The organism is Sagittula sp. P11 (assembly GCF_002814095.1).
Classification (GTDB): Bacteria; Pseudomonadota; Alphaproteobacteria; order Rhodobacterales; family Rhodobacteraceae; genus Sagittula.
Genome location: NZ_CP021913.1, coordinates 296,885 through 319,946 on the forward strand (window position 1 = coordinate 296,885; position 23,062 = coordinate 319,946).

General features: G+C 68.3%; 20 protein-coding genes. 15 read left to right on the top strand and 5 right to left on the bottom strand.

Annotation, left to right across the window (positions count from 1 at the left end; translation table 11 throughout):
* Nucleotides 1–59: 59 nt before the first annotated feature.
* A complete protein-coding gene (locus CDO87_RS01485) occupies nt 60–266 on the top strand; it encodes a hypothetical protein (protein WP_100927113.1) in 207 nt (68 codons plus the stop codon).
* A 63-nt stretch (nt 267–329) separates the two neighbouring features.
* A complete protein-coding gene (locus tag CDO87_RS01490; RefSeq protein WP_100927114.1) occupies nt 330–1,523 on the top strand; it encodes a UbiH/UbiF family hydroxylase in 1,194 nt (397 codons plus the stop codon).
* A gap of 97 nt (nt 1,524–1,620) precedes the next feature.
* Here the strand turns inward: CDO87_RS01490 and CDO87_RS01495 are convergent, their stop codons facing one another.
* Nucleotides 1,621–2,748: an aminotransferase class V-fold PLP-dependent enzyme gene (locus CDO87_RS01495; protein WP_100927115.1), complete on the bottom strand. Its 1,128-nt coding sequence runs from the start codon at nt 2,746–2,748 to the stop codon at nt 1,621–1,623.
* 205 nt (nt 2,749–2,953) lie between these two features.
* Here CDO87_RS01495 and CDO87_RS01500 point away from each other — a divergent pair, with 205 nt between their 5' ends.
* A complete protein-coding gene (locus CDO87_RS01500; RefSeq protein ID WP_157814886.1) occupies nt 2,954–4,078 on the top strand; it encodes a Hint domain-containing protein in 1,125 nt (374 codons plus the stop codon).
* 15 nt (nt 4,079–4,093) lie between these two features.
* On the opposite strand, the gene CDO87_RS01505 is transcribed toward CDO87_RS01500, so the two are convergent.
* Together CDO87_RS01505 and CDO87_RS01510 are read right to left on the bottom strand one after the other, a co-directional pair.
* The gene (locus tag CDO87_RS01505) at nt 4,094–4,558 is read right to left on the bottom strand and encodes an Lrp/AsnC family transcriptional regulator (protein WP_100927117.1); all 465 of its coding nucleotides are present in this window, start codon (nt 4,556–4,558) and stop codon (nt 4,094–4,096) included.
* A complete protein-coding gene (locus CDO87_RS01510) occupies nt 4,555–5,010 on the bottom strand; it encodes an Lrp/AsnC family transcriptional regulator (RefSeq protein ID WP_100927118.1) in 456 nt (151 codons plus the stop codon). Before CDO87_RS01510 ends, CDO87_RS01505 begins: the two co-directional genes overlap by 4 nt.
* A 124-nt stretch (nt 5,011–5,134) precedes the next feature.
* Here CDO87_RS01510 and ilvC point away from each other — a divergent pair, with 124 nt between their 5' ends.
* The 3 genes from ilvC to CDO87_RS01525 all read left to right on the top strand — a co-directional run bounded on the left by ilvC (nt 5,135) and on the right by CDO87_RS01525 (nt 8,106).
* Nucleotides 5,135–6,157, top strand: a complete 1,023-nt coding sequence (gene ilvC / locus CDO87_RS01515; RefSeq protein WP_100927119.1) for a ketol-acid reductoisomerase — start codon at nt 5,135–5,137, stop codon at nt 6,155–6,157.
* Nucleotides 6,158–6,546: 389 nt separating this feature from the next.
* Entirely contained in the window at nt 6,547–7,110 is a 564-nt protein-coding gene (locus CDO87_RS01520) for a hemerythrin domain-containing protein (RefSeq protein WP_100927120.1), read from the top strand.
* A gap of 90 nt (nt 7,111–7,200) precedes the next feature.
* A complete protein-coding gene (locus tag CDO87_RS01525) occupies nt 7,201–8,106 on the top strand; it encodes a DMT family transporter (RefSeq protein ID WP_254698269.1) in 906 nt (301 codons plus the stop codon).
* A gap of 114 nt (nt 8,107–8,220) precedes the next feature.
* Here CDO87_RS01525 and CDO87_RS01530 read toward each other — a convergent pair whose 3' ends face one another.
* Nucleotides 8,221–10,131 (bottom strand): trypsin-like peptidase domain-containing protein, encoded by a 1,911-nt coding sequence (locus CDO87_RS01530; protein WP_100927121.1) that lies wholly within the window; start codon nt 10,129–10,131, stop codon nt 8,221–8,223.
* Between the two features lie 149 nt (nt 10,132–10,280).
* Here CDO87_RS01530 and CDO87_RS01535 point away from each other — a divergent pair, with 149 nt between their 5' ends.
* The 9 genes from CDO87_RS01535 to glmM all read left to right on the top strand — a co-directional run bounded on the left by CDO87_RS01535 (nt 10,281) and on the right by glmM (nt 22,449).
* Entirely contained in the window at nt 10,281–11,234 is a 954-nt protein-coding gene (locus tag CDO87_RS01535) for a glycine--tRNA ligase subunit alpha (RefSeq protein ID WP_100927122.1), read from the top strand.
* On the top strand, nt 11,231–11,749 hold the full coding sequence (locus CDO87_RS01540; RefSeq protein WP_100927123.1) for a DUF6446 family protein: 519 nt from the start codon (nt 11,231–11,233) through the stop codon (nt 11,747–11,749). Before CDO87_RS01535 ends, CDO87_RS01540 begins: the two co-directional genes overlap by 4 nt.
* A 271-nt stretch (nt 11,750–12,020) precedes the next feature.
* Nucleotides 12,021–12,881, top strand: coding sequence for a DUF1206 domain-containing protein (locus tag CDO87_RS01545; protein WP_100927124.1), 861 nt, complete (start codon nt 12,021–12,023; stop codon nt 12,879–12,881).
* A gap of 119 nt (nt 12,882–13,000) precedes the next feature.
* Nucleotides 13,001–15,223: a glycine--tRNA ligase subunit beta gene (gene glyS / locus CDO87_RS01550; protein WP_100927125.1), complete on the top strand. Its 2,223-nt coding sequence runs from the start codon at nt 13,001–13,003 to the stop codon at nt 15,221–15,223.
* Nucleotides 15,224–15,496: 273 nt separating this feature from the next.
* Nucleotides 15,497–18,007: a putative PEP-binding protein gene (locus CDO87_RS01555; RefSeq protein WP_254698452.1), complete on the top strand. Its 2,511-nt coding sequence runs from the start codon at nt 15,497–15,499 to the stop codon at nt 18,005–18,007.
* A gap of 302 nt (nt 18,008–18,309) precedes the next feature.
* The gene (locus CDO87_RS01560; protein WP_100927127.1) at nt 18,310–18,948 is read left to right on the top strand and encodes a cell wall hydrolase; all 639 of its coding nucleotides are present in this window, start codon (nt 18,310–18,312) and stop codon (nt 18,946–18,948) included.
* Between the two features lie 139 nt (nt 18,949–19,087).
* Nucleotides 19,088–20,026 (top strand): dihydroneopterin aldolase, encoded by a 939-nt coding sequence (locus CDO87_RS01565; protein WP_100927128.1) that lies wholly within the window; start codon nt 19,088–19,090, stop codon nt 20,024–20,026.
* A gap of 51 nt (nt 20,027–20,077) precedes the next feature.
* Nucleotides 20,078–21,097 carry a dihydropteroate synthase gene (gene folP / locus CDO87_RS01570; protein ID WP_100927129.1) on the top strand — a complete coding sequence of 340 codons (1,020 nt, stop codon included), beginning with the start codon at nt 20,078–20,080 and terminating at the stop codon, nt 21,095–21,097.
* Nucleotides 21,094–22,449: a phosphoglucosamine mutase gene (glmM, locus tag CDO87_RS01575; RefSeq protein ID WP_100927130.1), complete on the top strand. Its 1,356-nt coding sequence runs from the start codon at nt 21,094–21,096 to the stop codon at nt 22,447–22,449. The genes folP and glmM overlap by 4 nt, the downstream gene beginning before the upstream one ends.
* A 16-nt stretch (nt 22,450–22,465) precedes the next feature.
* Here the strand turns inward: glmM and CDO87_RS01580 are convergent, their stop codons facing one another.
* Nucleotides 22,466–22,999 carry a DUF2937 family protein gene (locus CDO87_RS01580; protein ID WP_100927131.1) on the bottom strand — a complete coding sequence of 178 codons (534 nt, stop codon included), beginning with the start codon at nt 22,997–22,999 and terminating at the stop codon, nt 22,466–22,468.
* Between the last annotated feature and the right edge of the window lie 63 nt (nt 23,000–23,062).

Below are 23,062 nucleotides of genomic sequence, written 5' to 3' on the forward strand. Positions count from 1 at the left end.
ACGTATGCCTTGCCCGTCAAACGTATATGTCACGCAGGACAATTGCAGGAGACCCGCCCATGACCACCCAAAACGCCGCCCTGTCCCACGACGCCGCCAGGACCCCTGCCCGCGTCGAGACACTGATCCTGATGTGCGTGGCGCTTTTCGTGGCGCTTACCGCGCTTGCCACCTGGACCTGGGGCCTTCCGGCGCTGGCCATGATCGCGCTGGCGCTGGTGCCGGTGATGTACGTCGTGCTGATCCTGATCTCGGTCGGCAGATAACCCATCACGTCGCATGGCGATCTGCCCTTGCGCGCCCTAGGTTTCGGCGCAAGGAGAGTGTCCATGGATTACGACATCACGATCTCGGGCGGCGGCATCGCGGGACTGACCGCGGCCGCCGCATTTGCACAAGCCGGTTTCTCGACGCTGGTGGTCGACCCGGCCCCCCCGGTGACAGAGCGCGAGGCCGAAGGCTCCGACCTGCGCACCACCGCCTTCCTGCAGCCGGCACAGAGCTTCCTCGATGAGGTCGGCCTCTGGCAGCGGCTCGCCGGTCACGCCATGCCGCTGCAGACAATGCGCATCGTCGACGCAGGGGGCGCGGCGCCGGAGCCGCGCGTGGTCAAGGACTTCGACGCCGGCGACATCTCCGACAAGCCCTTCGGATGGAACCTGCCCAACTGGCTGCTACGGCGTGAAATGGCGGCGCGGCTCGGTGAACTGGCGCAGGTCGACTTCCGTCCCGGCACCGCCACGACCGGCCTCTTCACCCGCGAGGGCGAGGCGCGCGTCTCGCTCTCCGACGGCAGCCGCATCCGCACGCGGCTGGTGATCGCCGCCGACGGGCGCAATTCGCCGATGCGTCAGGCGGCGGGGATCGGCGTTCACACCACGCGCTTCGGGCAGAAGGCGCTGGCCTACGCCGTGACCCACCCGATCCCGCACGGCAACGTCTCGACCGAAGTGCATCGCACCGGCGGGCCCTTCACGCTGGTGCCGCTGCCGGATTTCGAAGGCCGCCCCTCCTCCGCCATTGTCTGGATGGATGACGGCCCGAAGTCCGAAAAGCGCATGACGCTCGACAAGGCGGCGTTCGAAGCGGAGATGTCGGAACGGTCCTGCCACCTGTTCGGGCCGCTGGAGCTGGCCTCGCGCCGCAGCATCTGGCCGATCATCGCGCAGGAGGCCGAACACCTCACTGGCCAGCGCCTCGCGCTTGTCGCTGAAGCCGCGCATGTGGTGCCGCCCATCGGCGCACAGGGGCTGAACATGAGCCTGCGCGATCTGGTTACGCTGCGCGACCTTGCCGTGGCACATCCCGACCGGCTGGGAGATGCGGAGATGCTCGATACCTACCACCGCCGCCGGATCACCGATATCCGGGCGCGGGTCGCAGGGATCACCGCTCTGAACCGGATCTCGCAGATGTCGTCGCAACCGCTGCGCGACCTGCGGGCCAGGGGGCTCGACGCGCTCTACGGCCTGAAACCGGTGCGCACATCGCTGATGAAGATGGGGCTCGGCGCGGGCGGCTGACGCGCCCCCCCTTCATCTTGGTGAAAAATACCTCGGGGGAGCCGCTCCGCAGGAGCGGCGGGGGCAGCGCCCCCACCCTCCTCGAACGGAAAACCGCTCAGAACACCGCGTCGACGACGCGCTTCAGCCGCGCCACCGTGCCATCCACGTCATAGAGCTTGTCGAGGCCGAACAGCCCGATCCGGAAGGTCGAGAACTCCGGACCCTCGTCCACGGCCAGAGGCACGCCCGCGGCGATCTGCATGCCTTGCGCGGCAAAGGCCTTGCCCGACTTCACATCCGGGTCGGAGGTGTAGAACACCGCGACACCCGGCGCGGCAAACCCTACTGCCGCGACCGATTTCACACCCTTCTCGGCGAAAAGGTCCCGCACCGCGTTCCCCAGCGCCCATTGCGCCTCCTTCAGGCGGGTGAAGCCGTAGGCCTTGGTCTCTGCCATGGCGTCGCGGAAGGCGCGCAGGCCGTCGGTCGGCATGGTGGCATGGTAAGCGTGGCCGCCGTCCTCGTAGGCCATCATGATCTGGCGCCACTTCTTCAGGTCCACGGCGAAACTGTCGGAGGTCGTCTCCTCCAGCCGGGCCACCGCGCGTTCGGACATCATGACAAGGCCCGCGCAGGGCGTCGCCGACCAGCCCTTCTGCGGGGCCGAGACCAGCACGTCCACGCCGCAATCCTTCATGTCGACCCAGACGCAGCCCGAGGCGATGCAGTCCAGCACCATCAGCGCGCCCACGTCATGCGCCGCCGCCGCCATACGCCGGATGTAGTCATCGGGCAGGATCATTCCGGCCGAGGTCTCCACGTGAGGGGCGAAGACGATGCCGGGTTTCGCTTCGGCGATCCTGGCTTCCACTTCCTCGATCGGCGCGGGCGAGAACGGGGCGTCGGTGGCGTTGCCGGGGCGGCGGGCCTTCAGCACCGTCGTCTCGCCGCCGAACTTGCCGGCCTCCAAGATCTGCGACCAGCGGTAGGAGAACCAGCCGTTGCGCACCACCAGAACGTCGGTGCCCTGGCCGAACTGGCGGGCCACCGCCTCCATCCCATAGGTGCCGCCGCCGGGGACAAGCGCCACCGCATCGGCGTTGTAGACTTCGCGCAGCATGCCCGAGATGTCGCGCATCACCTGCTGGAATGCCGCCGACATGTGGTTCAGCGAACGGTCGGTGAAGACCACCGAAAACTCCTCGAGCCCCTCCGGGTCGATGTTGTCGAGCAAAGCAGCCATATATCCCTCCAAAGGTCGTTGCCCCGGACCTACCGCAGCGCGCGCCGCTTGGCAAAACAACCTTTGGTCCCGGTGGTCGTGTCGCAGATGCCTCAGTGTCATTGCTGCGTCAACAAAGGGATTCACGAACCCTGAGAACCTGTTAAACTCCGCAACAATCAGAGAGCAGCCGGGCACTAAAGACCCGGCGCCGGGGCAGAGCAGAATGGCGGACACAACGATCCTCCTCAATGCGTACAGCATTGTGGGCGGCCCGAAGCTTTCGGTCGTCAACCACGGGGGCAATTTCGACGAGGGCGGCATGCTCCTCAGGGACGCCGAGTTCCTGTGGGAACACGACGACATTATCCTCATCGAGGTGACGGACGCCACCGAGGACGGCGGCGTCAGCCATGCGTCGGAAATCACCCGGATCACCGTCTACGACAACGCCGCGGACTACTTCGCCGGGACGACGAAATACGTCTACGAGGGCGACAACGGGCAGAACGGCACGATCCGCGGAAACACCGCGGGCGTCGGCGACAACTACCTGCGGTTGAACGCGAACGTCCTGACATCTGACGATCCGGACGCGCCCGACCTCAACCAGCTTTTCCTCGTCGCCGGGACCGACCTGTCGGACGTGGTCTACAACGGCGTGCCGCTGTTCATCGACCAGTACAGGGACAACGACTACAACGCCAACGACACCATCGACGGCGGCAGCAGCGAGCAGGCCGACGGGATCTTTCACGGCGGCGCGGGCGGCAATGACATCTACGTGGTGCTCTGCTTTGCGCGCGGCACGCTGATCGAGACGCCGGACGGCCCGCGTTATGTCGAGACGCTGAAGGAAGGCGACCTGGTGGTCACGCAGGACGACGGACCGCAGCCGGTGATGTGGGCCGGGTCCGACCGGCAGCCGGGGATCGGGCCGAACGCGCCGGTCCGCATCCGCGCAGGCGCCCTGGGCAACCTGCGCGACCTTGTCGTGTCACAGAACCACCGCATGCTGTTCAGCGGGCCGCGGGCGGAGCTGATGTTCGGCCAGACGGAGGTGCTGGTCGCGGCCAAGCACCTTGTCGACGGGCGGGACATCCTGATCGAGGAATGCCCGGTCGTACACTACTATCACCTGCTGTTCGAACGTCACCAAATCATCTTCGCCGAAGGGTGTCCGGCGGAGTCGCTGCATCTGGGCAGCCAGGCGCTGAAGACGGTGGGCCCCCAGGAACGCGACGAGATCATCGCCCGCTTCCCGGACCTGTCGCAGCGGCCGGACACGGGCCCCCTCTCCCGCTACGAACTGAAGCGCTACGAGGCGCTGGCGCTCAGGCGGTCGGCCTGAGCGGGCCCGATCCGGTCAGATCGCGAACAGCGGCCCCGGCCTGCGTTCCTCGGACAGCATCACGTTGGCATCGAGGTTGCCGACCCCCGGCAGCGTCATGATCCGGCGCCGCAGGACACGCTCGAAGTCCGCGATGTCGCGCGCCACCACGCGCAGCCGGTAATCGTAGGCGCCGAGGACGTGTTCCACGGTCTGCACCTCCGGGATGGCGGACACCGCGCGTTCGAAGTCCTGCAGGCTGACGCGGCCCTTGGTCGCCAGCTTCACCCCGAGGAAGACCGTCACACCGAACCCCAGCGCCTGCGCGTCGAGGTCGAGCCGCGTGTTGCGGAAAAGGCCCGCCTCGCGCAGCCGTTTGATCCGCCGCCAGCAGGCCGGTTGCGACAGGCCGAGTTCGCGCCCCAGTGCGCCCGCGCTTGCGGTGGCGTCCTCCGCCAGTGCCCTGAGCAGCGCGCGGTCGATGTCGTCGAGGTCGATCACAGCGGCAGCGTCTCCTCGTCCTTGAGGCGGGCGACGTGCATCAGCGCCTCGATGTCCTGGATGTGCGGCAGGTCCAGCAGCCGCTCGCGGTAGATGCGCTGGTAATGCGGCATGTCGCGGGCGATCACGGCGAGGCGCACGTCCACCTGCCCGAGGAAGGTCTGGATCTCAAGCACCTCCGGCACCTCGCGGGCAGCAGCGATGAAGGTGTCGAAGGCGCGCGGCTGGGTCTTGTCCAGCGTGACACGCAGGCTGACCTCGACCTCGTACCCCAGCGCGTGCCAGTCGATGACACCGCGCACCCCCTTCAGCACGCCGGTCTCGCGCAGCCGTTCCAGCCGCCGCGCCAAGGTCGAAGCGGTCACGCCGGCGCGCTCCGCCAGTTCGGTGGCGGGTGAGTCAGGGTCGGCCTGGTAGTGCCGAAGAATGCGTCTGTCCGTGTCGTCGAGCATGATTTCACCGAATACCCCTGTAGCGGCGAATGATAAAGTCTCTGTCTCGCCAATTTACCCGAAAAACGAAAACTCTCTCACCACACCGCGGCTATTGTGCCCGCCATCACAGAGGAGAAGACACATGCGCGTTTACTATGACCGCGATTGCGACGTTAACCTGATCAAGGACAAGAAGGTCGCGATCCTGGGTTACGGCAGCCAGGGCCACGCCCACGCCCTGAACCTGCGCGATTCTGGCGCCAAGAACGTTGCCATCGCGTTGCGCGAGGGTTCGCCCTCCGCCAAGAAGTGCGAAGCCGAAGGCCTGCAGGTCATGGGCATCTCGGAAGCGGCAGCATGGTGCGACGTCATCATGTTCACCATGCCCGACGAGCTTCAGGCCGAGACCTACAAGAAATACGTGCACGACCACCTGAAGGAAGGCTCCGCCATTGCCTTCGCACACGGCCTGAACGTGCACTTCGGCCTGATCGAGCCGAAGGCCGGCGTCGACGTCATCATGATGGCGCCGAAGGGCCCGGGCCACACCGTGCGCGGCGAATACACCAAGGGCGGCGGCGTGCCCTGCCTCGTGGCCGTGCACAACGACGCCACCGGCAAGGCGCTGGAAATCGGCCTGTCCTACTGCTCTGCCATCGGCGGCGGCCGCTCGGGCATCATCGAGACCAACTTCCGCCAGGAATGCGAAACCGACCTGTTCGGCGAGCAGGCCGTGCTGTGCGGCGGCCTTGTCGAGCTGATCCGCATGGGCTTCGAGACGCTGGTCGAGGCCGGTTACGAGCCGGAAATGGCGTATTTCGAGTGCCTGCACGAGGTGAAGCTGATCGTGGACCTGATCTACGAAGGCGGCATCGCGAACATGAACTACTCGATCTCGAACACCGCCGAGTACGGCGAGTACGTCTCCGGCCCGCGCATCCTGCCCTACGCCGAGACCAAGGCCCGCATGAAGGAGGTCCTGACGGACATCCAGACCGGCAAATTCGTGCGTGATTTCATGCAGGAAAACGCCGTGGGCCAGCCGTTCTTCAAGGCGACCCGCCGGATCAACGACGAGCACCAGATCGAGCAGGTCGGCGAGAAGCTGCGCGAGATGATGCCGTGGATCTCTGCCGGCAAGATGGTCGACAAGTCCAAGAACTGAGGTCTTTTGCAGACCTCTATGCGGGGCGGCCTTCGGGCCGCCCTTTTGCGTATCGCCGTTAACCGTGACGGCAGCGCGCGGTGACATTAACGCGGCGCACGGCGCAGGCGCGGCACCACATGCGGTGTGTCCACCCGGATGTTCCACCACGGCGGCAGAAAGCGTTCAGCGACCTTAACCGCCTGTAAGGGGTGAACCGGCCGATTGGACCCCGATTCCCGGCCGGTTGTTAATCTTTGCCCCCGAGTCGGTCTGAACCCCCCGTTGCGCGCGATTTTTTCGCGTTAACCCTTCGTCCGGGGCGGATGCGAAATCGGTGCGCTCCGGTCATAGCTTCTGTGCGCGGGCACGAAGTTGTTACACCATAACACCCCTACCATCTTCCGGTCATGACTTACGACATCAACACGCGCGAGGGGCTTCCGCCCGAAATGCGGACCCTCTATCGGGACCTGCCACGCGACGGCTGGCTGGATCACCCGGGCCTGAAACAAGCGACCCGCAACTGGATGGGCGCACACCTGGGCTTTCGCCACACCGGCGCGCTCCTGAAGGCCGAGACGGAGCGGTTCCTCGACAAGGAGACGCCCGCCGACCTCTACGCGGAGCGGCTGGGGTACTTCGGGCACCGGCTGGTGGTGAGCCTGCACGGGCATCACACCTGGGAGGACCGCAGCTTCTTCCCGGAACTCGAAGAGGCCGATCCCCGGTTCGCCCGCGGGCTGGAGATGCTGGAGAGCGACCACGCCACGCTGGACGAGACGCTGGACCGGCTGACCCGGCAGGCCAACCGGGTGATCGCGCTGGAAACGCTCGACCCCGCGCAGATGACCGAAGAGGCCGGGCCGCTGCACGACACGGTGACCTCGCTGACGAGCTTCCTCGAACGGCACCTGACCGACGAGGAGGACCTTGTGGTGCCGATCATCCTGCACCACCGGCTGCGCGGCTGACATGACCCGAGGGGGGCGGAGCACCTCCGCCCCTTCTTGCCGCCCGTGCGGGGCCTTGGCGCGGCATGACCCGCCCGCTATAGCGCCCCAATGACACCAGAGATCACGCCCCGCAGCTGGGCCATGGTCGGGAGCCTCGGCCTTGTCTGGGGTGCGACCTTCCTCTTCATCGAGATTGCCCTGCAGGGCATCACGCCGTTCTGGCTGGCCGCCTACCGCATCGGCTTTGCGGCGCTGCTGACGCTCGCCGTCTGGGCGCTGCGCGGCGGGGCGCTGTGGCTGACGGTCAAGCGCAACTGGCCGTCGCTGATCCTGATCGGGGTGCTGTCCTCGGGCCTGCCCTTCATGCTGCTGGGCTGGGGCCAGCAATACGCGACCTCGGGCTTTGCAGGCGTCAGCATGGCGGCGGTGGCGCTGATGGTGCTGCCGCTGGCGCATGTCCTCGTGCCGGGCGAGCGGATGACGGCGCGCCGGGCGCTGGGATTCGCGGTGGGCTTTGCCGGGGTCGTGGTGCTGATCGGACCGGAGGCGCTGCAGGCCAGCGGCGACGCGATGGAGCCGTGGGGGAGGCTCGCCTGCCTCGGCGCGGCCTGCTGCTATGCGATAAGCTCGGTCGCGATGCGCCGGCTGCCGCCGATCGACGCCATCGGGCTGGCGGCGGTGCCGCTGGTGATCGGCGCGCTTTTCGTGCTGCCGCTGGCCTGGGTGCAGGAAGGCCCGCCGCCGCTGCCGCAGGGCCAGACGCTCGTGGTACTGGCGGTGCTGGGGCTGGTGCCGACGGCGGGGGCGAACCTCCTGCGCGTTCTGGTGATCCGCTCTGCCGGGCCGGTCTTCATGAGCCTGACGAACTACCAGGTGCCGCTGTGGTCCGTCGCTCTGGGGGTGATCGTGCTGGGAGAGCCGCTGCGCGCCTCGCTTCTGGTGGCGCTGGTGCTGATCCTCGCGGGGGTGTTCCTGAGCCAGTGGGGCGCGCTCAGGCGGCTGTTCCTGCGCTGACGCCTGTCATGCAGAAAGGCCCCCGCCCGGTCGGGACGGAGGCCTTCGATCTGTCTTCGGTGCCACGGGACGTAGGGCGGGGCTTTGCGCCGCCCTGCCCCGGGTCGGTGCGCCTTACCAGCAGGACACCAGCACGGTCATGTCGGTCGCCAGCGCGGTCAGGTCCTCGGGCTCCATGATGCCGCCGGACACCTGGCTGCCCGCGGTCACGCCGTTGGCGCGCAGGAAGTCGAGGATCATCTCGCCCTTGGCGGCAAAGTTCACCTGGTCGGGCAGTTGCCGTCCGCCTTCCGTCTCGCGCGGCAGCAGCATTCCCATGACGGAGCCGCCTGCGTCGAAGACCGGGCCGCCCGCATCGCCCGGCATCGCCGAGAGCGCAAGGCGCTTGACCTGCGGTTCGCCCGACAGGCCGCGGGTGTCCTCGAGCGTGCCGAAGGTCAGGGTCGGCGCGGTCAGCACGCCGCCGAAGGAGAAGCCCGCCACCGCGACCTCGGACTGGAGCCGCTGCGTGCCGGTGGCGAACTGCGCCACGCGGCGGGGGGCCAGGGTTTCCTCGGGCCGCAGCAGCGCCACGCCCAGCGACGCATCGCGCGCCACCACCTGCGCGGTGTAGCTGCCGTTGATCGTCACGCGCTCGCACTGGGCCACGGCGTCGGCAGAGGTCAGCACGGCACCGCCCGGCGCGACGAAGAAGCCCGAGCCGTTGCCCTTGGGCGTGCGTACCTTCAGGCCCGACACGAGGTCGACCGACTGGCCGTCGTCCGACACCGTCGCCGGGTCGAGCACGCCGGGAATGCGCTGGTAGCTGTCTTGCATCAGCGCCAGCACGCGCGAGCGGCGCTCCTCGTCGTTGGCGGGCCAGACAAGGGTGAAGCCCTTGATCTCGCCGTCGCGCAGCCCGACCTCGGTGTGGCTGACGATGCGGGAGTTCGCCCCGGTCAGCAGGAAGCCCGCGTTGTCGCGGCGGCGCTCGCCCTCGACGGGGACGATTTCCAGCGTCTGCATGATCTCGTAAAGCCCGTTCAGCGTGTCGCGGTCGCCCGGCTGGGAGATCAGCAGCACCTGCGCCGGCAGGTCGGTCTTCGAGCCGTAGATCGCGAAGGGCGCCTCGTAACGGTCGAACTCCACAACGCCAAGCGGCATCTGCATGACGATGCCGGCGCGCTGGTCGACGCGGTCGGCCATGCCCATGCCGTCGAGCACGGCGTTGTACTGGCCCAGAAGCGCGGCGCGCTGGCGCGAGGTCAGGACGCCCGTGGGCTCGTAGCCGTTGGCTTCCTGCCATCCGGCCATCGAACGCCGGGTGCCGGGGCCGAAGGCGCCGTCGATGCGGCCCTCGTAGAAACCCGCCCACTGGAGCGCGATCTGCAGCATGTCGCGCGCCTCGCGGTCGAGCTCCGCCTCGGAGGCGCGGGCCTCGCGCGGGGTTTCCTCGGGGATCGCGGGGGCGGCCGGTTCGGGCGCGGCCTGCGGTTCCGGTGCGGGCGCGGGCTGCTGCTGCTCCGCCGGTGCGGGCTGCTCCTCTTCGGCAAGCGCGGCGGCGAGGTCGTCGGCGGTCAGCGGCTGTTCCTCGGTCGCGGGCGCCTGGGCCGTGTCGGTCGGCGCGGCGTCGTCCTGCGACGGCTGGACCTCGGGCTGGGGCGCCCCGGCGGTCGTGTCCTGCGCATCCTGCGGCGCGTCCAGATCGACCTGCGCCCCCACCGGCCAGAACTGGCGGCCATAGACACGCGAGGTCTCGACATAGCTGTCGGGCGGGATCGCGCCGGAGCGCATCAGCTCGCCCAGGAAGGCCTCTGCCTCGTTGCGGTCGGCATAGGGGCCCACGGCCACGCCATACCAGCCGCCGCCAAGCGAGAACCCGTTCACATTGTTCAACCGCTGGGAAAACTGGCGGACACTCGACTGCGCCCCGGCCAGCGACGTGCGCGCCTCGACCTGGATGAAGAACCGTTCTTCCTGTTGCGCGTGAACGCCCTGCCCCAAAAGAACCAGCGCAAAAACAAGGGAAATCAGATGTCTTGGCATCGGTGTCGTCGGCCTTCTCGTGCTGCCCAAATTTCGCCACCCTTACCAGATCGCGCGTTGTGTGCACGTGAAAATGACGTGAGGCGGCGCATTGACCCCACGCCTGTTGCCGCCTAATCAGACGCCCAAGCGCCGCGAGGAAGCCAGCCATGTCCGAGACCCAGCAAAAGAGCCTGCACAAACCCGCCTCCTTCCAGGAGATCATCCTGCGACTCCAGACCTACTGGGCGTCGAAAGGATGTGCGATTCTGCAGCCTTACGACATGGAAGTCGGGGCCGGCACCTTCCACCCGGCAACCACGCTGCGGGCCCTTGGCAACCGCCCCTGGACCGCCGCCTACGTGCAGCCCTCGCGCCGCCCGACCGACGGGCGCTACGGCGAGAACCCCAACCGGCTGCAGCATTATTACCAGTACCAGGTCATCATCAAGCCGTCCCCGCCGGACCTTCAGGCGCTCTACCTCGGCAGCCTCGAAGCGATCGGCATCGACATGGCGCTGCACGACATCCGCTTCGTGGAAGACGACTGGGAAAGCCCGACGCTGGGCGCCTGGGGGCTGGGCTGGGAGGTCTGGTGCGACGGCATGGAAGTCAGCCAGTTCACCTACTTCCAGCAGGTCGGCGGCCACGACTGCCACCCCGTCTCCGGCGAGCTGACCTACGGGCTGGAACGGCTGGCGATGTACGTCCTCGGCGTCGACCACGTGATGGAGATGCCGTTCAACGACCCGCAGTCGCCCATCGCGCTGACCTACGGCGACGTCTTCCGCCAGACCGAAGAGGAATACTCGCGCTTCAACTTCGACACCGCCGACACGGCGCTCCTGCTGCGCCACTTCGAAGAGGCGGAGGCCGAATGCGCCGCCATCCTCGCGCGCGGCGCAGAGGACCCGAAGACCGGCAAGCGCATCGTCATGGCGCATCCCGCCTACGACCAGTGCATCAAGGCCAGCCACATCTTCAACCTGCTCGACGCCCGCGGCGTGATCTCCGTCACCGAGCGGCAGGCCTACATCGGCCGCGTCCGCGCGCTGGCCAGGATGTGCGCCGATGCCTTCGTCACCACCACCGCGGGCGGCTACGACAGCGGCGCGGCGGCATGAGCGGCAAGGTCATCGGGATCGGTATCGTGCTCGTCTCCCTGATCTTCGGCGCGGTCGTCTATTACACGCAGGTCTACTATTACTACGAGCCGGTGCAGGCGACGGGCCGCGACGACGTGCTGCTGACCAACATGGTCACCGACGCGCCCGAAGCGATCCTCTACGACAACTTCGAGGCCATCGACGCCGACAGCTCGCCGATCCGCTACCGCGCCTGCTTTACCACGACCCTGTCGCTGGCGATGCTGACCGAGACCTACGAACCCTACGAAGGCGCCGTGCCGCGCAACGCGCCTGCATGGTTCACCTGCTTCGACGCGGAGGCCATCGCCGAAGACATCGGGGCCGGCCGCGCCCTGGTCTTCGCCGGTCAGCGCAACATCGAATACGGCATCGACCGCGTCGTCGCGATCACCGAGGACGGCCACGGCTACGTCTGGGAAGAGGTCAACGAGTGCGGCGACAAGGCCTACGACGGCACGCCGCTGGGCGAGGACTGCCCCGTCCGCGACTGACACCCCGTCCGCGACTGATCCTGGCACCGTGACTGGCACCCGGCCCGCCACCACCCGGCAGCCCCACCGCGCCCGCCGGAACAAAGCCGCGCCACCGCATCCCCCTGCCCCTTCATCTTGGCAGAAATACCTCGGAGGGGGTCCGGGGGAGGCAGCGCCTCCCCCGCGGATCGCCGCGCGGAAAGCGCGGCGAAACCCGGGCCTGCCACAACTTCCACGGAACTTTATCGCCCCGCCAAGCGCTCTCCCTGCAACAAAGGAGAGATCGACCATGTCCGAAAAAGCCCCCGCCTGGGTTCCGCCCGTCATGCGCACCGGATATTTCGCGCGCGCCGCCGTCTACGTGGTCGTGGGCGGTCTGGCCCTCATGGCCGCGGTGAAGGGGGGCGAGGCGCAGGGCACCACCGACGCGCTCGCCGACCTGCGCGGACAGGCCTGGGGCGTGGCCGCGCTCTGGGCGATCGCCGTGGGTCTCTGGGCCTATCTGGCATGGCGGCTGGTCGACGCCTGGATGGATCTGGAGGATTACGGCACCGACGCGAAGGGCATGATCGCCCGCGCCGGTCTGGTCGTCACCGGCCTGATCCACGGCGCCATCGGCGTCTCGGTCGCGGCGACCGCCATGGGCGGCAGCGGCGGCGGCGAAGGCGGCACGCAGTCGATGACCCAGAAGCTGATGACCATGCCGTTCGGACCGTGGCTCGTGGGGGCCGTCGGCCTCGCCACGCTGGGCGCAGGCATCTACTACATGCACAAGGGCTGGGCCGAGAAGTACAAGGAGCACATCCGCGTCACGCCGACCGCCCGCAAGCTCGACCCGGTCTGCAAGTTCGGCTGCATCGCGCAGGGCGTGGTGATCTCGCTCATCGGCATCTCGATCATCGTGGCGGCGATGACCACCAATCCGAGCGAGGCCGGCGGCGTGGGCGACGCCCTGCACCAGCTTCGTTCCATGGCCTACGGGCGCATCCTTCTGGGCATCGTGGCGCTTGGCCTCCTGGCCTTCGCCGTCGAGAACGCCGTGGAAGGCTGGTACCGCGTGCTGCCGCGCTACGAGGGCAAGGACGTCATGACCCTCGCCCGCCGCGCCAAGCTGAAAGCCGAGGGCAAGCTCAACGAAGCCACAGCCTGACCCCGCCCCGGTCGCAGGCGGCACCGTCTCCGCTTGCGACCCCCTGCTTGGCCCGCTAGACACCGCTGCAACGACGAAGCCCGTGCCGCCAAGGCGCGGGCCAAAGCTGTGGTGAGACGATGCCCGACCTTCTGATCGAACTCTTTTCCGAGGAAATCCCGGCGCGCATGCAGGCGCGGGCGGCCGAAGACCTGAAGAAGATGATGACTGACGGTCTGGTCGAGGCCGGGCTGACCTATGCCTCCGCCGCGGCCTTCCACACGCCGCGCCGCCTCTGCCTGACGGTCGAAGGGCTGACCGCCGAAAGCCCCACCCTGAAGGAAGAGCGCCGCGGCCCGAAGGTCGGCGCGCCGGACAAGGCGCTCGAAGGCTTCATGCGCGGCGCGGGCGTCACCCGCGACCAGCTCGAGGAGCGCGAGGACAAGAAGGGCGCCTTCTATTACGCCACCGTCACCACCCCGGGCCGCAAGGCCGAGGCCATCGTGGCCGAGCAGCTCGAGAAGACCGTGCGCGGCTTTCCCTGGCCCAAGTCGATGCGCTGGGGCGCGGGCAGCCTGCGCTGGGTCCGCCCCCTGCACCGCATCCTCTGCGTGATGCGCGACGAGGGCGGCGAACACGTGGTCGACCTGGAGATCGACGGCATCCGCGCCGGCCGCACCACCGAGGGCCATCGCTTCATGGGCGGCGCGCCGTTCGAGGTCACCTCCTTCGACGATTACGCCGCGAAACTGAAGCGCGCGCATGTGATCCTTTCGGCCGGGGAACGCGCCGAGCACATCTGGAACGACGCCACCAACATGGCCTTTGCCCAGGGGCTCGAAGTGGTCGAGGACAAGGGCCTTCTGGCGGAGGTTGCGGGTCTCGTGGAATGGCCGGTCGTGCTGATGGGCGACATCGCCGACACCTTCCTCGGGCTGCCGCCGGAGGTGCTGCAGACCTCCATGAAGGAACACCAGAAGTTCTTTTCCGTGAAGAACCCCGCCACCGGCCGGATCGAGAAGTTCGTCACCGTCGCCAACATCGAGACGGCGGACAACGGCGCCACCATCCTCGCGGGCAACCAGAAGGTGCTGGCCGCCCGCCTGTCGGATGCGAAGTTCTTCTGGGAGAACGACCTGCGCGTGGCGAAGGACGAGGGCCTGACCGCCTGGACCAACCGGCTGGAGAACGTGACCTTCCACAACAAGCTGGGCAGCCAGAAGGCCCGGATCGAACGGATCGCCGCGCTGGCCCGTGCCCTCGCCCCGAAGGTGAATGCAGAAGCCGACCAGGCCCAGCTTGCCGCGGAGGTTGCCAAGGCCGACCTGTCGTCCGAGATGGTCTACGAGTTCCCCGAGCTTCAGGGCCTGATGGGCCGTTACTACGCGGAGGCAGCCGGCCTGCCCGCCGATGTCGCCGCCGCCTGCCAGGAACATTACTCGCCGCTGGGTCCGTCCGACGACGTGCCCACCGCCCCCACCTCCGTCGCCGTGGCGCTGGCCGACAAGCTGGACACGCTGACCGGCTTCTGGGCCATCGACGAGAAGCCGACCGGCTCCAAGGACCCCTACGCCCTGCGCCGCGCCGCGCTGGGGGTGATCCGGCTGGTGCTGGTGAACGGGTTGCGGCTGCACCTCGACCGGTTCATCGACGCGCAACTGCTGCGCCACAAGATTGCGCCGTCGAACACGCACGAAAGCGAACTCAGCGACACGCTCCTTTCGGAGATCGCGTTGCACGGCGTCTTCGGTTCGGCGGTGCGCACGTTGCTCGAGTCCCGCAAGGAAGAGGCGCCGGAGTGGGTCGAAGCCATCGAGAACCACAAACCTGATGTGTCCGACGACCTCCTCTCCTTCATCCACGACCGCCTGAAGGTCCACCTGCGCGGCGAGGGCATTCCGCATGACGTCATCGACGCCTGCCTCGCCATGCCGAACAGCGACGACCTCACCCTGCTGGTGAAGCGGGCCGAGGCGCTGGCCGCGGTCATGCAGACCGAGGACGGCAGGAACCTCGTGCAGGGCTTCAAGCGGGCCAACAACATCCTCACGCAGGCCGAGGAAAAGGACGGCGTCGAATATTCCTTCGGCGCGGACGTGAAGTTCGCCGAGACCGACGAGGAACGCGCGCTGTTCGAGGCGCTCGATGCCGCCGACAAGAAGATCGCCCCGGCGATGCAGGCGGAGGATTTCACCGCCGCGATGGAGGCCATGGCCACGCTGCGGGCGCCCATCGACGCCTTCTTTGACGCGGTGCAGGTCAACTCCGACAATTCCGTGGTGCGCCGCAACCGCCTGAACCTGCTGAGCCGCATCCGCCAGACCTGCCTGCAGGTGGCCGAGCTGACGAAGATCGAGGGCTGAGGCCCGCCCCCGCCTGCCTGTCGCCCCCGGCCGGGGCCTGGCAGGAGGGGGGGCCGGGGGGAGGCAGCGCCTCTCCCCGGCGGATCGCCTTGCGCAGGCAAGGCGAGACCACCCGTCAGAACGACGCAGCGTCACGCATTCCCGCCCGCGACGACAGCCCATCTTGTCATATGACTGTCACTCCTTATTCTGCGCGCATCCAAGACAGGTGCTGCAGTGCAGAAAGCGTTCTCCGAAAACCCTGACGTCACGCTCATCACTCCGAGCGCGCCGATGGCGACGCCCACGCATGGCGGGCGGGCGAAGTGCCTGCAGCGGCTCGTGCGGCTCGACCTGCCGGTGCCGCGCACCGTCGCCCTGTCCTTTGCCGAGGTGCACCGCATCGCAGCCGGGCAGATGCCGGACATGGCCGCGCTGCTGGCGCACTTCGATCCAGACGCGCTACTGTGCGTGCGGCCCTCGTCGGAGGATCCCGACTGGGGCGGTCCCGGCGCGGTCCTGAACATCGGCATGAACGACGCGCGCTACGTGGCGCTGACCGAAAGCATCGGGCACGATGCCTCTGCCTCGCTCTACATGCGGTTCGTGCAGGGCTACGCGATCCACGTCGCGCGGCTCGACCCCGACCTCTTCGACGAGATCGAGGATGTGGGCCAGGCCGGGCTTTCTGCCGCGCTGGCCGCCTACGAGGAAGAGGCCGAAGAGGTCTTCCCCCAGGACCCGGCGGTACAGTTGCGGGAGGTCCTGCGCTCCATGGCGCGGGCGTGGGAGGGCACGACGGCCCGGCTGCTGCGGCAGGCCAAGGGCGCGCCGGTGGACGCGGGCCTTGGCCTTGTGGTGCAGGAGATGGCGCCGGGTCTGGGCAAGGGCGAATGCGGGTCGGGCGTTTTGCAGCTGGTCGATTCGGACACCGGGCTGCCGCAGATCACCGGGCGTTACCTGAGCCAGAGCCAGGGCCGCGAGGCGCTGAAGCACCGCAACACCAGCCTGTTCCTCGAAAAGGACCCGCGCGGCCCCTCGCTGGAAGAGCTGGCGCCGGAGGCCTTCCACCAGCTCAAGGCCAACGCCGAGCTGATGCGCCGCAAGCTGCGCGCCGAGATGCAGATCGAGTTCACCATCCAGAACGGACAGGTCCACATCCTCGACGGGATGCGCGTCCAGCGGTCGTCGCGGGCGGCGGTGCGGATCGCGGTGCGGCTGGTGGAGGACGGGATCATCACCCCGCAGGAGGCGGTGATGCGGATCGAGCCGGGCGCGATCTCGGAGCTGTTGCACCGGCAGGTGGCGCCGGGCGCCGACCGTCGGGTGATCGGGCGCGGCATCGCCGCCTCCCCCGGGGCCGCCACGGGCCGGATCGTGTTTTCCTCGGCGGAGGCGATGGCCTGCACCTCGCGGGGGGAGACCTGCATCCTTGTCCGGCGCGAGACCTCGCCCGAGGACATCCGGGGCATGCACGCCGCCGTGGCCGTGCTGACGGAGCGCGGCGGCATGACCTCGCACGCGGCGGTGATCGGGCGCGGGCTGGGCCTGCCCTGCGTGGTTGGGGCGGCGCGGATGAAGATCGACCTGCAGCGCAAGACGATCCTCGCCGAGGACGGCCGCACCTTCCGCGAGGGCGACATCGTCACGCTGGACGGCACGGCGGGCGAAGTGCTGGAGGGCAGCCCCGACATGGTGGAGGCCGCGCTCGACGACGCGTTCCAGACGCTGATGGGCTGGGCCGACGAGGCGCGCGACATCGGCGTCCGCGCCAATGCCGACACGCCCGCCGACGCGGCAACGGCGCGGCGCTTCATGGCGCAGGGGATCGGCCTGTGCCGGACCGAGCACATGTTCTTCGAAGCCGACCGCATCACGCCGATGCGCGAGATGATCTTTGCCGATGCGACGGAGGACCGGCAGGCAGCGCTTGCCATCCTGCTTCCGATGCAACGTGCCGACTTTACAGAGCTTTTTCGCATCATGGAGGGGCTGCCGGTGTGCATCCGGCTGTTCGATCCGCCGCTGCACGAATTCCTGCCGACCGACCGCGCAGGCCTGCGCGACCTCGCCGAGGCGCTGGACCTGCCCGTGTCGGACGTGACGCGGCGCGTGGAGTCGATGGGCGAGTACAACCCCATGCTGGGCCTGCGCGGCGTGCGGCTGGGGATCACCGTGCCGGAGATCTACGACATGCAGGCGCGCGCGATCTTCGAGGCGACGCTCGACGCCTCGCGCGAGGGGGCGCCGGTGGTGCCGGAGATCATGCTGCCGCTGGTCAGCGCGAACCGCGAGGTGGAGCTGCTGCGTTCGCGCATCGACGCGGTCGCCGCCGAGGTCCGGGCCGAGCGCGGGCGCGATTTCACCTACCGGCTGGGCGTGATGGTGGAGACGCCGCGCGCCTGCCTGCGCGCCGACGAGATCGCTCCGCACTGTCAATTCCTGTCCTTCGGCACCAATGACCTGACGCAGATGACCTACGGGCTGTCGCGCGACGACGCGGGCCGCTTCATGGGCGATTACGTGCAGCAGGGCGTGTTCAGCGAGGACCCCTTCCACGTGCTCGACCTCGACGGCGTGGGCGAGCTGGTGGCCATCGGTGTGGAGCGCGGCCGCTCGTCCAACCCCGGTGTCACCCTGTCGATCTGCGGCGAGCACGGCGGCAACCCGGAATCAATCGCCTTTTGCCGCGCGGTGGGCATGACCTATGTCAGCTGTTCGCCGTTCCGGGTGCCGGTCGCACGGCTGGCCGCGGCACAATTTGCACTTTCCGCCCAAGGTGTGCGCAAACCTCCGCGCATGTGACACATAGGGGCTTGCCCGCCTTCCTGAGCCCTCCCCCACGTAAAGCAACCTTAACACGAGTCGCCCAAGATTTATGGGGGCTTACCCCGAGTCGCCCGGCGCTCATCGCGCTGGCGATGCGGTCGCGGAATTTGCAAGGCGGCCTGCGACAAAAGCGGTGGACAAGTCGCAGATCGGCCGCAACTGGCGGCAAGAATCCGCGTCTCCGGATCGCGATGTTTACGAATTTCGGGAAATTGGCTAGGTACCGCGCCGTCCCGGCATGGATCGGGGCCACGTTCCCGTAAAAAGAGACCGCCGCGATGATCCGTGCCTTCCGTGCTGCCGCCCTGATCGGCCTGGCAATTGCTTCGACCATTTCCGCCCCGGCCCATGCCGATGCCGTCCTCAAGGCAAAGACGCTTGTCTCGCTCGAGACCAAGGCGCTGGCCCGGGCGCGCAACGGCCACCTGGAGAAACTGGTCACGCCGGTCGCCGGCGCGCAGGGCGCGGGCGGCATCACCTACTCCAACGACTGGCTGGCGCGTCAGCCGATCATCTCGACCGGCGGCGCGGAATGGCAGTGCCTGTCGGAGGCGCTGTACTTCGAAGCCCGCGGCGAAAGCGTGCAGGGCCTGTTCGCGGTGGCCGAGGTCATCATGAACCGCGTGTCCTCGCCGCGCTTCCCGGGATCGGTCTGCGGCGTGGTGAAACAGGGCACCGGCAAGAAATACGGCTGCCAGTTCACCTACACCTGCGACGGCAACCCCGAGCGCATCAACGAGCCCGCCGCGTGGAACCGGGTCGGCAAGGTGGCGCAGGTCATGCTGAACGGCGCGCCGCGCACGCTGACTCAGGGGGCTACCTACTACCACACCAACGCCGTGCGCCCGAAGTGGTCGCGCACCTTCATGAAGACGGCCAACATCGGCCAGCACATCTTCTACCGCAATCCGCGCTGAGCGGCGGCACTTCCCCGCCCGTCGACTACCGTCAACAGCCGTGCAGGATGCCGCCACAGGTCGGCGTTTGCCGCTTTCGGCCTGCCATCCCCGCGGAATGGGCCCTATAGGTGGGCCCCACCACCAATCGGGAGTCGACATGGCCTCTGAAGTCCGCCTTGCCTTTGCCCATCCGTCCGAGCGCGCCATTGCGACCGCAGGCGACGCGCCGCGCGACCGCATTTCCCTTCGCGACCATATCGTCGAGGCGGAGATCGGCGCCTTTCAGGCGGAGCGCGGCATCACGCAGCGGCTGCGGTTCAACGTGGTGGTCGAGGTCGCGCCCTTCACCGGCACCATCGACGACGACGTGGACCGTATCCTGTCCTACGACCGGGTGACGGAGGCGATTGCCCACGAACTTGCCGCCGAACGGCTGAACCTGCTTGAGACGCTGGCGGAACGCATCTCGGAACGCATCCTGCTGGAGCCGCAGGCGCTGCGCGCCTTCGTCCGGATCGAGAAGCTGGACCGCGGACCCGGGGCGCTTGGCGTCGAGATCGTGCGCGCCCGCAAGGACGTGGCCGCCCACCTCGATGCGCTGGCAGAGGACGCGGCCTCGGCCCGGCCGCATCCGCGCGTGGTCTACCTGTCGAACGACGCCATCGCGCACCCCGACCTGGGGCGCTGGATCGACGATCTCGTGGCGGACGGGGCGCCGGTGATCCTGACCACCGGGCTGCCCGCCGAGGCACCGCTGGAAACCGGCCACAGGATGACCCAGCGCCGGGTCGACCTGCTGGCGATCGAGCAGAACGCCTGGCGGCTGGCGGCGCGCGACCTGCGCTGCAAGGTGGTCTCTACCCGCACCGAACTGGACTGGGCGATGAAGAACGGCCAGACCTGCGTCTGGGCGCCGTCGAAGATCGTGCTGGACGCCACCGAACCGCCGAAGGGCTCGCCCCGCGAGGCTGTCGCCTTGTCTGCCTGGTTTGCGGGCGAGATCGAGGCCGCCGAGCTGCTGGTTGTCGGCGAAAGCCTGCCGGAAACCGCGCCGGTGCCGCTGCGCAGGGTTGAGACCGGCGCACCGCTGCTGTGACACCCGCCCCACGATCTTGCAAAGGGCGCCGGATCGGGTAGTGAGGGCGGCATGAGCAGATCCTACTACAGGCCACTCGTCCGGTTCGACGCGCCGGAGCCGGAGGGACACAGTCTTCCTGTCGCCGGCGGTCCGGGCTGGTTCGACCAGGCGGTGAAGTACGACCGCGGCCAGGCGCCCCGGACCGTGCCGCTGGAGGCGGTGCCTCAGGAGTGGCGCGACCGCATCAGTGCGCCGCGCGCGCCCGTCGCCGGGGTCGCGATGGACCGCTGCCGGGTCATGGGCATCCTCAACGTCACCCCCGACAGCTTTTCCGATGGCGGGCAGTACCAGTCCTCTGCCGCCGCGCTGAACCATGCGCGGGCGCTGGTGAAGGAAGGGGCCGACATCCTCGACGTGGGCGGCGAAAGCACGCGGCCCGGCGCCAGGACCGTCCCGCGCGAGGCCGAGATTGCCCGCGTCGAGCCGGTGATCCGCGCCATCGCGAGCGAGATCGCGGCGCCGGTTTCCATCGACACGCGCAAGTCGGTCGTGGCAGAGGCGGCGGTCGATGCGGGGGCGCGGCTGGTCAACGACATTTCGGGCTTCGTCTACGATCCGATGCTGGCGCGCTTCTGCACCGAGCGGAACCTGCCGGTCTGCGTCATGCACATGATGGGCGAGCCGGAGACGATGCAGGACGATCCGAAGTTCGAGGACGTGCTGCTGGATGTCTACGATTTCCTCGAACGGCAGATCCTGAAGCTCGAAGACCTCGGGATGCCGCGCAGCAACATCGTGGTCGATCCGGGGATCGGCTTTGGCAAGCTCATGCATCACAACCTCGCGCTTCTGGCGAACGTGTCGCTCTATCACGGGCTTGGCTGTCCGATCCTGGTGGGGGCGTCGCGCAAGGGGTTCGTGGGCAAGCTCACCGGGGTCGAGAAGGCCGCCGAGCGCATGCCCGGTTCGGTCGCCTGTGCGCTGGCCGTGGCGGCGCAGGGCGTGCAGATCGTCCGGGTTCACGACGTGGCAGAGACGGCGCAGGCGCTGACGATGCTGCGGGCCATACAAGGGAGAGGCAAGACATGAGCCGCAAGTTGTTCGGCACCGACGGGGTGCGAGGCAAGGCCAACACCTATCCGATGACCGTCGAGCTGGCGGTGGCGCTAGGCGCCGCGGTGGGCCGCCACTTCCGCAACGAACACGGCGGGGTGCACCGCGTGGTGATCGGCAAGGACACCCGCCTGTCGGGCTACATGTTCGAGAACGCGCTGACCGCGGGCCTGACCTCGACGGGCATGAACGTGCTGCTGCTGGGGCCGGTGCCGACACCTGCCGTGGGGCTGCTGACGACTTCCATGCGCGCCGACCTCGGGATCATGATCTCCGCCAGCCACAATCCGGCAGACGACAACGGCATCAAGTTCTTCGGCCCCGACGGGTTCAAGCTGTCCGACGCGGTCGAGGCAGAGATCGAGGGGCTGGTCGAGGGCGGCGTGCACGGAGCGCAGCCGCAGAACATCGGCCGGGCGAAGCGCATCGACGACGGCCGCTTCCGCTACCAGGAGCGGGTGAAGAGCACCCTGCCCTCCGGCCTGAGGCTCGACGGGATCAAGGTGGTTGTGGATTGCGCGAACGGCGCCGCCTACAAGACCGCGCCCGAGGTCCTGTGGGAGCTGGGCGCCGACGTGGTGCCGCTGGGCACAAGCCCCAACGGCCTGAACATCAACGCCAAATGCGGCTCCACCCATCCGGAGGCGGCGGCGGAGGCGGTCGTGGCACATGGCGCGGACGTCGGGCTGTGCCTCGACGGTGACGCCGACCGGATCATCCTGATCGACGAGACCGGATCGGTCGTCGACGGCGACCAGATCATGGCGCTGCTGGCAGACCGCTGGGCACAGGAAGACCGTCTGAAGGGCGGCGCGCTGGTGGCGACGGTGATGTCGAACCTCGGGCTGGAACGGTTCCTCTACGGGCGCGGCCTGCGGCTGGAGCGGACGGCGGTGGGCGACCGCTACGTGGTGGAACGGATGCGCGCGGGGGGCTTCAACCTTGGCGGCGAGCAGTCGGGCCACATCGTGATGACCGACTATGCCACCACGGGCGACGGGCTGATGGCGGGCCTGCAGTTCCTGGCGGAGATGGTCCGCGCCGGGCGCCGCGCCTCGGAACTGACGCGCAGCTTTGCGCCGGTGCCGCAGCTGCTGAAGAACGTGCGTTTCGGGCCGGGTGTGGCGCCGCTCGAGTCCGAGAAGGTGCAGGCGGTGATCCGCGACGCGGAGGCACGGCTGACCGGCAAGGGCCGGCTCTTGATCCGCAAGTCGGGGACGGAGCCGCTGATCCGGGTCATGGCCGAATGCGAGGACGACGCCCTGCTGCTGGCGGTGGTCGACGGCATCGTGGCAGAGGTCGAGGCGGTGGCGCAGGCGGAAGCCTGACCCGGGGCGCGTCCCCTCAGCCATACCCGCGGCGGGTCGTCCGGCGCGGGCGGAAGGGCGCCCGTGCCGTGGCCCAGAGCCGCGCGAGGAACCCGAAGAGCAGGCTGAGCCCCAGCCAGCCCGCGAAGAACCCCGTTCCCGCAAAGACAGCGCCTTCGAAGGTCGCCGGCACCGCCGGTTTGAAGACCTCGAAGGCGCGTTCCGCGATTTCCCGGTCGCCCATGTGGCTGGCGAGCCGCGCGCGCATGAAGGGGCCGGCGCCCTCCAGCGTGGTCAGCGCCTCTGTCAGGCGGTCGTGGCGGGCGATGTCCTCGGCCATGTTGCCGGCCTGCGTGCGGGCCAGTGGCCCTTCGGCGGCCAACTGGCGGAGGTAGTCGTCCAGCGTCATGTCGACCGCCTGCGCGTCTGCCTCGTAGCGGTCGATCTGGCGGGCGAGTTCGTCCACCGTGCCGCCGAGGCGCTGCATGTATTGCTGCGAGAATTCGGGGAATTGCGAGGCGCCCACCGCGCCCGTCAAGCCGCCCGCGAGTGCCAGTGCCCGCCCGATCATTGCCTCTGCTCCTGCCGTTTTTTACGGCCAGCATAAGGCGGCCCGCCGCGCCGCATCAAGCGG

Bases quoted from the DNA above. Each gene is read 5' to 3' on its own strand.
- CDO87_RS01485 (WP_100927113.1), top strand. From the start codon at position 60: ATGACCACCCAAAACGCCGCCCTGTCCCACGACGCCGCCAGGACCCCT.
- CDO87_RS01490 (WP_100927114.1), top strand. From the start codon at position 330: ATGGATTACGACATCACGATCTCGGGCGGCGGCATCGCGGGACTGACC.
- CDO87_RS01495 (WP_100927115.1), bottom strand. From the start codon at position 2,748: ATGGCTGCTTTGCTCGACAACATCGACCCGGAGGGGCTCGAGGAGTTT.
- CDO87_RS01500 (WP_157814886.1), top strand. From the start codon at position 2,954: ATGGCGGACACAACGATCCTCCTCAATGCGTACAGCATTGTGGGCGGC.
- CDO87_RS01510 (WP_100927118.1), bottom strand. From the start codon at position 5,010: ATGCTCGACGACACGGACAGACGCATTCTTCGGCACTACCAGGCCGAC.
- ilvC (WP_100927119.1), top strand. From the start codon at position 5,135: ATGCGCGTTTACTATGACCGCGATTGCGACGTTAACCTGATCAAGGAC.
- CDO87_RS01520 (WP_100927120.1), top strand. From the start codon at position 6,547: ATGACTTACGACATCAACACGCGCGAGGGGCTTCCGCCCGAAATGCGG.
- CDO87_RS01525 (WP_254698269.1), top strand. From the start codon at position 7,201: ATGACACCAGAGATCACGCCCCGCAGCTGGGCCATGGTCGGGAGCCTC.
- CDO87_RS01530 (WP_100927121.1), bottom strand. From the start codon at position 10,131: ATGCCAAGACATCTGATTTCCCTTGTTTTTGCGCTGGTTCTTTTGGGG.
- CDO87_RS01535 (WP_100927122.1), top strand. From the start codon at position 10,281: ATGTCCGAGACCCAGCAAAAGAGCCTGCACAAACCCGCCTCCTTCCAG.
- CDO87_RS01540 (WP_100927123.1), top strand. From the start codon at position 11,231: ATGAGCGGCAAGGTCATCGGGATCGGTATCGTGCTCGTCTCCCTGATC.
- CDO87_RS01545 (WP_100927124.1), top strand. From the start codon at position 12,021: ATGTCCGAAAAAGCCCCCGCCTGGGTTCCGCCCGTCATGCGCACCGGA.
- glyS (WP_100927125.1), top strand. From the start codon at position 13,001: ATGCCCGACCTTCTGATCGAACTCTTTTCCGAGGAAATCCCGGCGCGC.
- CDO87_RS01555 (WP_254698452.1), top strand. From the start codon at position 15,497: ATGGCGACGCCCACGCATGGCGGGCGGGCGAAGTGCCTGCAGCGGCTC.
- CDO87_RS01560 (WP_100927127.1), top strand. From the start codon at position 18,310: ATGATCCGTGCCTTCCGTGCTGCCGCCCTGATCGGCCTGGCAATTGCT.
- CDO87_RS01565 (WP_100927128.1), top strand. From the start codon at position 19,088: ATGGCCTCTGAAGTCCGCCTTGCCTTTGCCCATCCGTCCGAGCGCGCC.
- folP (WP_100927129.1), top strand. From the start codon at position 20,078: ATGAGCAGATCCTACTACAGGCCACTCGTCCGGTTCGACGCGCCGGAG.
- glmM (WP_100927130.1), top strand. From the start codon at position 21,094: ATGAGCCGCAAGTTGTTCGGCACCGACGGGGTGCGAGGCAAGGCCAAC.
- CDO87_RS01580 (WP_100927131.1), bottom strand. From the start codon at position 22,999: ATGATCGGGCGGGCACTGGCACTCGCGGGCGGCTTGACGGGCGCGGTG.